This is a genomic window from Rhodopirellula maiorica SM1 (genome assembly GCF_000346295.1).
Lineage (GTDB): Bacteria > Planctomycetota > Planctomycetia > Pirellulales > Pirellulaceae > Novipirellula > Novipirellula maiorica.
The window spans coordinates 1-10293 of sequence record NZ_ANOG01000307.1 but is presented as its reverse complement, the minus strand read 5'-3'; the positions used below and the strand labels follow the sequence as shown (position 1 = coordinate 10293).

The window sequence follows — 10293 nt, the reverse complement described above, 5'->3', positions numbered from 1 at the left end:
GAGGTGTCACTCGATCACGCCTCGTCCGGTCAAGTGCCTTATCAAATTGTGGCAGGCGATGATGTCGCGGGACCTTACTACTTGAGCGTTCAAGACGTGCCCGTCGTTGCCGTTCAGTCGATTCGATACGTGCCGCCGGCCTACACGCAAAAGCAACCTCACACCCGCAGCAGTGCGGCGATCACCGCGCTCGATGGAACACGCGTCACGGTAACCGCACGAACCAATCGTCCGATCGATAAAGCGACGATCCAATTCAATCCGAAACCGCTCGGCGACCTCGTGCATGCTACCGCAGGTGAGTCGGCGATGAGCATTGATGATTCGGGGACGCTCGTCACCTATACCTTTCCCGTTCGCTATGCACGCCAACGATCCTCTGCGGTCCAATTGGAAAGTTATCGCATCAAGGTTTGGGACAAAATTGGGCAGACTAATCCAACGCCGATCGTGTATCCAATTCGCGTTAACGCGGACTTGTCGCCCGAAGTCACGATCGTGATGCCGCAGCAATCACCGAAGAATATCCCGATTGACGCTCAGCAGATGATCGAAATTCATGCGGCCGATGCCGATTTTGGGTTGCAGCAAATCGAAATTGAAATCCGCCGTGGAATCGAAGTGCTCGAACGGGCGACACTGTGGAGCGATGAGCTTGGCAAGAAAGGAAACCAGATTGCCGAGTATCGTTTTCGGCCTCACGAGCATTTTCTTCGCGTAGGTGATAGGGTTCAAGTCACGGCGATTGCAACCGACAACCGTCACGATGAATCCGATCCGTTGGTTGAGCCTAACGTCACAAAAACGGACCCCGTGGAACTTCGTATTACGATGAGCGAACCAGTCCCGAAAGAACCGGTGGCGGGCGACGGTTTGTCCTCGCCTGATAACAAGCCCGCAGCGGATCCCAATGCCGGTGATTCGTCGGGCGATGAAGGGCAGGGCGGTTCCGGTGGTTCGTCGGCCTCGGGCGGTGAAGGTGAATCGGGTGATCAATCAGGCGGTTCGTCGGGCGGCGGCGAAGGTGGCGAGTCGGGCGAACCTCAAGACGGCGATCAAGAAAATCAATCCGGTTCATCCGGCGGCGATGGAAAACCGTCGGGAAATCAAAACGAAGGTGGTGATGAAAATTCGTCCGAAGACAGCGGTGCAGGGCAGGGCGGTTCGAGTCAGGGCGATGCATCGAATTCAAACTCGAACGCGAATTCAAAACCATCCAGTGATGCGATGGACAACGCGGACGGCAGTGACTCGGGGAGCGATCCGTCGGCTCAAGGTGATGCCGATCCCAACCAAAATCCGTCCGGCGACGAAAACGCTTCCCAAAACGCCGAGGCAGGCAATCAAGCTACTGGAAATCAAGGTGCTGGAAATCAGTCGCAAGGCTCTAAGTCCAACGATCCACAGAACACAGGCCAGTCGTCTGGCGATTCCAAAAACGGGGCAGGGCAGGGCAGGGCAGAAGAAGGCGCAGAAGAAGAAGAAGAAGGGATGATCGATCCTTCGAAACAGAATTCAGCCAATCAAGATGGATCCAACTCGGGCGGCTCGGACCCGCAATCCAGTGAGTCTCCGGCAGCGGGTTCCGCAGGGGCTTCAGGATCCGAGAATTCATCAAATGGTGGCGGAAAGCCTGAAACGCCTCAACATGATGGCGAAGCGTTCGAGCGGATCCGAGACTACCTCGACAAAAAGAGCAAGAACAAGCGAGCCAAGGAACGCAAAGTGATTCTGCGGCCAAGTCGGAACCTCAGTCGGATCAAAACGGCGAAAATCAATCCGGTTCAAAAACCGATGGCTCAAAAACAGACGGGGCAAAACAAGACAGCGAGTCCGCTCAAGGCAACGAGTCTGGCGGCAACGAGTCCGGCGGTGGCGAGGATTCCAAATCGGCATCGAGTGATAAAGCTGGCAATCCGTCCGAGGCAAACAAGCAATCTGGGGACGAGGGCGGAGCTGGTGATGCAGAGTCAGGGGGCGAGCCTGCCGGTAGCGAAGCCGCGGGCGATGCGGAGACAGAGAAGCAAAGTAGCGCGGGCGAGTCAAGCGACGCGGGCAATCAAGACCAAGCCGGCGAACAAGACGCCGGTGGAGGGAAAGGTGACGATGCGGCTGGCCAATCCGGCGAGCAAACGGACGAGAAAACCGATGCGCAAGTGGGCGATCAAAGCGGCGAAACCGGAAGCGAACCAGCAGCTGGCAGCGATCCGATGAGCGAACAAGCTGGTGGCGATCAAGACGGTCGCGAACAAGCCAGCGGTGAACAAGCCAGCGGTGAACAAGCTGGTGGCGATCAAGACGGCGGCGGCCAAGAGCAAGGCGAAGGAGCAGCTGAGAAACAGGGAGAGACGTCAGAAGGACAGCAACGCAGCGATGGAGAACAGGGAAGTGAGGGAAAACCATCCAAATCCGGCGCCCCTCAAGATTCCACGTCCAAAGCTAATCAAGACCCGAAGTCGCAAGGCAGCGAGTCGCAATCGGGGCAACCTAGCGACTCGGGGATGGATTCCGAGTCGTCATCCGAAGCGGGCCAGCCTCAAGATGCCTCGGATCAACCTTCGGCGTCGTCGGGCCAGGGCAGCAACGGCGCTGGTTCGGGAGCGGACACTGGCGAAGCGGCCGCCGATTTGCCTCCGACTCCTGACCCGATCGATCTTGAATACGCCAAGAAGTCAACTGACATGGTGCTCGACTATCTCGAAGAAACTCGCGATCAACCCGATCAAGAGCTACTGGAAGATCTGAATTGGACCGAAGACGATATGCAGCGTTTTGTAGATCGCTGGAAATCGGTTCGTGAATTAGACAACGCCAATCCAAACGATCCGAATGCCAAGAGTGAATTGACCGAAGCATTAGAAAGTTTGGGGATGCGTCCACCGACACGGGCGACCAGCCAGCGTCGCGAGCAAGCCGATGCATTGCGAGGACTACGCGATTCCGGCAACCGAACGCCACCGCCTGCGGCCTATCAAGACGCCTTTGACTCATTCCGCCGCGCCATCGGCTCTCCGTAGTGGATCTTGCCAAAGATCCTCGAATCCGTAGGGCCGGTTCCCACCGGCCACCGCGTGTGATCGACCGATAAAACCGGGCTCACTCAAACATTTCGTCGAGCTGCTCGATGTATTGCAGTGCTTCCTCGGGCTCTTCTACCTCTGCTCCGGGAACACGGCCTGCGCGATCGCAGTCCCCTAACAAACACAGGTCTTCGAACCAAGGGTGAGCGGCAAGACGCTTGCGGCGTCGCGCCCCGATCGTGCGGTCATGGATCTTATGTGTCTCCATGTGATGCTGGATCAACCAAGCGGTTCGCTCGCTGATGAATCCCTCCAGTGCTTCCAAACCGCTGGCGACATGGTCGTCTGGATCGATCGCCTTACCGACATCATGCAGTAGCGCCGCCAACAAGAACTCTTCGTCATATGGCATCACGTCTTTCGCCAGTGCAAAGACTTGCATGCTGTGAAACAATGCGTCTCCTTCGGGATGGTAGCGTGGGCTTTGCCTCACGTTTTCCAGTGGTACCAATAGCGAAAGAAACACGTTGGATCGATCGGGACACGCATCCATCGTCAACAATTGTTCGGCTTGCCCATTGGCATCAACGTCATGTTCCATCGCAATCACTCGCTCGAGTTCGGCGATCCCAGCGCGTTCGATCGGTTTGCCGGTGATCGAGCTGCGGAAATTGAACCCCAGCAGTGATGGATGGTACACCGTCAATTCCACCGGGAATTGGTCTCGCACGTGCAGGTGGGTGAACACACGCTGCTCGCCATTTTTTTCGACGCGTTTCCGCTCCATATGATAGAAAACGCCCTGTTCATCCAGCACGATGGCAATCGATTGCGGCGAAGCGGCAAACACATGGATGTCGATATCCGAGCCTTCGCGGATACTGCCGGTCAGCACGCTGCCGATCAATTTGGGGTGAAACGGCGTCAGTTTTCGCAGCCACCATGCCGCTCGCAATCGCATCTCTAGCAAACGTTGCGAGTATCCTTGGTCGCCTTCGCTGATACGGGCAAGCAATTGCACCTGTTCGCGGATTTCGGCGTTGGTGGGCAAGTCGGCTGGTTTGATCCAGCCTCGGTAGATTCGACGGGCCGCTTTTTGTTTGGCATTAAAGTATTCGCTGCATTCGCGAGAATACATCAAGCGTGCCGCTTCCCAAGCAATTTGGCGGCGAAGTTTTGGCGATGACATTCAAAAGGTTTGGCGATGCAAACCGAGAAAGATCGAGCAAAGAAGTGTTAAGTCACCTCTCCAGTCTTCGTCGTTTCGCCCGAACTGTCAAGATGTTTTTTGCGAAGGCTGGCCGCCGCAGTCGCATGGCTCAACTATGTCGAAGAGTTGATGCAAGATGATTCTCAGTTTTCCGTGCTCTCATCCTTCCCCCTTGCAGTACTGGACGTCGTGGGCGGTTTGAATTAGCTTGAGCAGTCGTTATTTCGTAGATCGCACGGGCTTCTGTTTGTTTTCAGAAAGCTGGACTGAATGGCTGTTGCGGAAGCATTTCTGTGTTCGCCAGCGGCTTTTTTAATGCTTCGGCTACAGGCTCATGCGGTCGATTGATACCCCTATCAAGAAAAGAGAATTGGAATATGTCTGTCATCTGGAATAGTCTTGCAATTTTGACGGTTTGTTTTTCATTGGCCATCGTGGGTTGTGGATCGTCCGAAGGAACGAGCCAGGCTGAGCCTGCACCAAATTTGGAAGCAGAAGCGGATGCGTTGGACGAGGCGCCATCGACGCCCATCGAGCAGTAGGACAACCGCGTACGTACTGAAAAGTCACGCCCGCGGCAGTCGCAATGACATTGTCGCGGCTTGGTTGAATGAACGAGCTTTGCACCGCCAATTCGCCATTCGGCGGTAGCCAACGATTGACCGCGATTTTTGGAGTATCATGCCCAAGTCAAAGCGTTCTGCCGGCAAAGCTCGCAAGCAGGTTGTCGATGAGCAAACCGATTCTGGCGGACGGCATCAGGAGAAGCCGCGGGGAAACGCGGATCGATTCTTTTTAGGATCGGTCCTTGTTGTCTGCGTTGTCGCGTTATTCTTGCGGATACTGCACGTTTTAGAAACGTTCGGCGTCCCCACGTCTCAGTCGCCGGTGGGAGATTCTGCAGGCTACCTTGCTTGGGCGAATGAAATTGCCGCCGGCAAATGGTTTGGTGAGTCAACTTTCTATCAAGCGCCAGCTTACCCCTACTTTTTAGCGGTTCTGCAAACGATCGGCTTCGAAAGTTTGACGATGTTGCGAATTGTGCAAGGCTGCATGGGCGCCGCGACCGTTGCCTTGATCGCCTTTGCAGGGCGTTGGTGGTTTACCCGGCGAATCGGGTTGACCGCTGCGACGATGCTGGCCGTTTATCCGCCCGCCATTTATTATGACACGCTCATCCAGAAAGCCGGATTGGCGTCCTTTCTGCTGGCAGCATTCCTTGCCTCCCTCGCGTTTCTTCATCGCCGCCGCCGCTTGGCGGTGGTCTACCAAGTAGCTGCGCTGGTCGGGGTGACGCTAGCGTTGCTTGTGCTTACGCGTGAGAACGCACTGCTGTGGGTTCCACTCGTACCCTGCTGGTTACTGTGGGGGTTATGCGGCGTTGCTTTGCGTGGTCGTTGCATCGCGACAGCGTGTTTTGGATGCGGCGCGGCCCTTATTTTGTTCCCCGTCGCGGCGCGAAATGCCTACCTTGGCGGCGAATGGTCTCCGACGACCTTTCAAGCAGGGCCCAACTTTTACATCGGGAATCATCACGGAGCCAATGGGATTTACATTCCTTTGATTGCCGGTCGAGGCACTCCGGTTTACGAGCGGTCCGACGCGGAATGGTTGGCTGAGGCTGAAACCGGTCAAGAGTTGTCGCCACGACAGGTCTCTCGATTTTGGATGCAACGCGCCTGGGCAGAAATCGTTCAGCATCCGATCGATTGGATACGGCTGATGGCGATGAAATCAGCCATGTTAGTGAATCGATACGAAGTTCCCGATGTCGAAAGCATTCAGGTGTATCGCTTCTCATCGACGCCGTTGGCGGTGTCTCTGCCATTGTGGAACTTCGGCGTTCTTCTGCCCATCGCCTGTTGGGGAATGCTGCTCAAGTTAAAAAATGTCCGCCGGCTTTGGCTGCTCTATAGTTTGTTGCTGACGATGTCTTTGGCGATTGTCGGGTTTTTTATCCTCGGCCGATATCGACAGCCGTTGGTGCCGTTATTAGTGATTTGGGCTGCCATTGGATTTTGGGATGCGATTGGCAGCTTACGATCGCGTGATTGGCGTTCGCTTGCTTACGCAGGGATCACGATGCTTTCGCTGGCGATCCTCTGTAATTGGCGGGTTCACGATGAAAAGCGGTTGCTGGCTACGTCTTATATGAATGTCGGAGCAGCGGCAGGAAAAAACGGTGATATAAATACGGCCATTCAATGGCTGCAACGCTCGCTACAGATCGATTCCGAATCGGCGGCATCGTACTTTAACCTAGGACGCGCCTACTCTGCCGATGGTCGCCATCACGAGGCAATTGCAGCGTTCAGGCGAGCCCAGAGCATTGATCCAGAGTTGACGTCGGTGGCAAGAGCGCTTGGTGCGAGCTTAGAGCGGATCGGGGACCGAGAAGCGGCGCTGCAGCAGTATCAATGGGCCCTCCAAATTGACCCCTCGGATCAGTCGGCTGCACGTGGTGTTCAGCGGATTTCGGGCATGGGTCGTTAATCTTCGTTGGCATTCATCTCCCCAGCCACAAGATGCCAGAGCATATAGAGCAGCAACGCAACCTGGTGGAACGTATAGACTGACATTTTTTGCGATTTGACAGGGGATGCCTGTCCCACTAAGCTGTTGGTTAGGGATCGTTTTGTCGCTTTATCTGAATGTTTGCGCGGCGATCAAAGTTCTTTTCGATTTTTTGAGGGTCTTTTATGAAGTTTCTTCGAGTGCGGCAAGGGTTCACCCTTGTTGAGTTGTTGGTGGTAATCGCAATCATCGGCGTTCTTGTTGGTCTGCTGCTTCCTGCGGTTCAAGCGGCACGTGAGGCCGCACGGCGAATGCAGTGCAGTAACAATGTCAAGCAAATCGGTTTGGGGTTGCACAACTATCACAGTGCCTACGGTCGGTTCCCAGAGCACATGGGCGGCACTTACATCAACAAAGATGGTGCTCGGAACACCGACAAAAGCAATGTGCGAAGGCTTAGCTTCCTTGTTGGAATTCTGCCATTTGTCGAGCAGCAAGCACTGTGGGAGCAAATCAGCAACCCGCTGGGCAATTATCCTGCGATGGGGCCGGGGCCGTGGAAGACGGGGTACGAGCCCTGGACGACCGAGTTGGCGACATTCCGCTGCCCGAGTGATCCGGCCACGTCGACCGGTCTTGGCTACACGAACTACGCAGCTTGCGTGGGGGATGCCTCAAACATGACCAACCTGGGTGGAAAAAACGAGGAAGGTTACTATCGGGACGACAACAGTTGGCAGCAAGGCCCCGATAGCGACGAAAACTGGGTGGTCGAACGCAGTGGTGCTACGAAGCGTGGCGTCTTTGTTGGGCGACACTTTACAAAATTCCGCGATATTCTTGATGGTACCGCAAACACCATCGCCGTAGGGGAAATTGGTTGTTCACTCGGCGACCGATCGGTCGTCGGCGACGTCTTGCGAGTCGGTGGATCGTTCTCGGGCGGCTCGCCCCACGAACCTGCCGAAATCAACAAAGACAGTCGTGACCCAGCACGGCCAAGTTTCCTGGCCGCCGGGAATACCTTTGCGCGTGGTAGCCGATGGGCCGATGGTTATCTGACCTACTCGGGCTTCCAAACAATTATCCCGCCAAATGGTGTCAGCGCAATCGCTAACAATGATCGTGATGAAGGTTACCTATCGGCAGGAAGTCGTCACCAAGGTGGATGTCATGTCCTGATGGCTGATGGGGCGGTGAAATTTATTACCGACAGCATCGAGTCTGGTAACCAAAATCAAGCGCCGGTTCAGGTGCGAGGACCTTGGCCGCCTGCGGGAAGCAAGAGTCCATATGGGCTCTGGGGAGCTCTAGGAACGAAGGCAGCGAAGGAAGTGGAGTCATTCGAATAGCCGTGAGCGGCGATTCAGTAACAGCTTCAATCTGAATGCATAAAGTTGACGAAACTTGGTCCTGCGGGGCCAAGTTTTTTTATGCAATGCCTGAATCGTTCCTTGACGGTCTAAACGGTAGGTTATTTCCGCACGGCAGGAGCCGGATCAATCGATTTCAGATAGGCTTCCGTCGCCAACTCATCAACGCGAACGTGGTGATCGCGAAGCGGTGGAAATAGCTTTCCCGCAGCGGTCTCGAACCTTAATTTTTTTGTGTTGCGAAGTGGCATGTGGCAATCGATACAGTTCTCAACGATTCGTTCGCCAATCTGTTCCGCCATGCCGCACGCCTGCGCGTCGTGACACTGAATGCATCGCTGCGAAAAAAGCCGCATGTTGCCTCTTTCCGACTGGTGTGGATTATGGCAGTCGGCACAGGTCATCTCTGATTCCTGAAAGCACTTGCTCTGCGATAATCGATTGAGTTGATTGCTGGTGTGCACGCGGTTGTCATCAAGGTGTGCCTTGCTCATGTCAAAGTGGTCGGTGACGCGGTCGCCGGGCCGAAAAGCAAAAGGCGTCGTTTTTCGTGGTGCCGTTCCCGAATGGCATTGTCCGCAGATGTCGAGTTGCTGTTGGCGTGTTAATTGTCGAGGGTTCGTAATGGCTTTTGCTTCACGCGAATCTGGATGCGTTTGATGATAAGCGACATGTTCTCGCCCTGGACCATGGCAACGCTCGCACGAAATCCCCAAGATTAGCGACCCAGGCGTGTAGTGATTGCGTTCTTCGCGAAAATCCGCGTAGGTCGTATGGCATTCAACGCATCGTGCGGGGATGGGGCGGGCGTACGCTGCATCACCGTCGACGTAACCCGGGCTGTTGACCCAGCGATCCGGATCAGTAAGGTAGGTGACGTTGTGCTGGTAAAGTTGGTCGCCGTGCCAGTAAAGATACGACTCGCCCATCTTGGCTGACCCAAACACAATTTGCATCGGCACCTCAAACCGCCATCCGTAGAAATCGACTCTCTGGTACAATTGGTCGTTGCGCTGGACCATCTCGAAGGTCACGTTCTCTTCGCGGGTCGTCATCTCATTTCGTCCCTCGGTGAACGCCCCGTGGACCGTTTCAGGACTTGCCAATCGGCTGGTCTGGAAATGCGCTGTGTGGATGAACGATTCGAATTTTTCCCTGTGGCATTCGCGGCAAGATTGAGGTCCCACAAAGCCAGGGTTTTCGTTTACTGGTTCAGTGTTGGTGCTGGCCTTTGCGATTTTTCCAGGTGGAAATGGGATTTCGACACCCACATCCGCTCGTGGATAGCCAACAAACCAATATTCGTCCTCAGCAACCCACGAACTTAAGAATTCGGTGGGTAGTGGTTGACCAAGCCCACGATCGGCTAATGCGGCTAGATCAAATTCTCTCGTTTGGGTGGATTGGGATGGTTCAGCGATTTCGAGTTGCTTTTCTCGCTTTATGAGTTGCTGTGCGTGCTGGTTTTCGCCATTGTCATACAACAACCAAACACAGGTAGGTATCAAAATGATGCCTAGAATGACGATGAACCACTTGCGTTGCAATTTGATGCTCCTCAGGAACCCGATGTTCTGTTCGTCCGGCTTCTCAACGGTGTCGCTTTGACAAGAGCGGTGATCGCGTCAAGTTTTTCGAAGCGGTGGATGGTTGGATTGTACGTTACAACTGCACCCTGATCCACGTCAGAGAAACACGGCAAGAAAGCGAGCTCGCAATCACGGTAAGAGGCAATGTGAAAGGGGGGCAGGCGTGCAATGGCGATCCGTTTTTTTTGCTATCCGAACGCGCGAAGCATTGTGGGACCTCATCGCCTACAGACGGCGCTGTTGCTATCTAGACCGGCTTTCAAAACAGGGACAGGGCTTTCAAAACAGGGACAGAGCATCTTTTTGAGGCATGCAGTACTAGTGTCGTAGAGCTAATCCAGGAAGTTCGGTGCGATCTCGGACGCAAATTGCATCAAAACGCCGCCGATCGCAATTCTTTTCACCGAATTCGTGCTTGAACGCGACTGAGCATGCGCCGTTTCATCTATCGGCGACTCTCGGCCACGCTCAACAGCCAAAAAAGAAGGGACGCTCGCAAGCTAATCCGCTTGGGTGAGTAGCTCTCGGGCTCGTCGCCGCAAATGATAGCGGCGGTGGGTGCGGTGGCTGCGCAGCGGATCAACACA

The 10293-nt window shown here is 54.8% G+C and carries 6 protein-coding genes and 1 pseudogene; 4 read left to right on the top strand and 3 right to left on the bottom strand.

Features of this window, described 5'->3' with window-relative positions:
- Both RMSM_RS40840 and RMSM_RS09960 read left to right on the top strand, forming a co-directional pair.
- Positions 1-2214: pseudogene (locus tag RMSM_RS40840) on the top strand (hypothetical protein); the annotation flags it as partial.
- Positions 2157-3017, top strand: coding sequence for a hypothetical protein (locus RMSM_RS09960; RefSeq protein WP_040765080.1), 861 nt, complete (start codon positions 2157-2159; stop codon positions 3015-3017). The pseudogene RMSM_RS40840 and the gene RMSM_RS09960, both read left to right, overlap by 58 nt.
- A gap of 79 nt (positions 3018-3096) precedes the next feature.
- Here the strand turns inward: RMSM_RS09960 and RMSM_RS09955 are convergent, their stop codons facing one another.
- Together RMSM_RS09955 and RMSM_RS39720 are read right to left on the bottom strand one after the other, a co-directional pair.
- Complete coding sequence (locus tag RMSM_RS09955; protein WP_008694983.1) at positions 3097-4209, bottom strand: HD domain-containing protein; 1113 nt, start codon at positions 4207-4209, stop codon at positions 3097-3099.
- 274 nt (positions 4210-4483) lie between these two features.
- Positions 4484-4885: a hypothetical protein gene (locus tag RMSM_RS39720; protein WP_144057531.1), complete on the bottom strand. Its 402-nt coding sequence runs from the start codon at positions 4883-4885 to the stop codon at positions 4484-4486.
- 26 nt (positions 4886-4911) lie between these two features.
- On the opposite strand from RMSM_RS39720, the gene RMSM_RS09950 reads away from it, so the two are divergent.
- Positions 4912-6723, top strand: a complete 1812-nt coding sequence (locus tag RMSM_RS09950; protein ID WP_008694980.1) for a tetratricopeptide repeat protein — start codon at positions 4912-4914, stop codon at positions 6721-6723.
- A 206-nt stretch (positions 6724-6929) separates the two neighbouring features.
- Positions 6930-8096 (top strand): DUF1559 domain-containing protein, encoded by a 1167-nt coding sequence (locus RMSM_RS09945; RefSeq protein WP_008694978.1) that lies wholly within the window; start codon positions 6930-6932, stop codon positions 8094-8096.
- A gap of 122 nt (positions 8097-8218) precedes the next feature.
- Here RMSM_RS09945 and RMSM_RS09940 read toward each other — a convergent pair whose 3' ends face one another.
- The gene (locus RMSM_RS09940; RefSeq protein WP_008694977.1) at positions 8219-9664 is read right to left on the bottom strand and encodes a multiheme c-type cytochrome; all 1446 of its coding nucleotides are present in this window, start codon (positions 9662-9664) and stop codon (positions 8219-8221) included.
- Between the last annotated feature and the right edge of the window lie 629 nt (positions 9665-10293).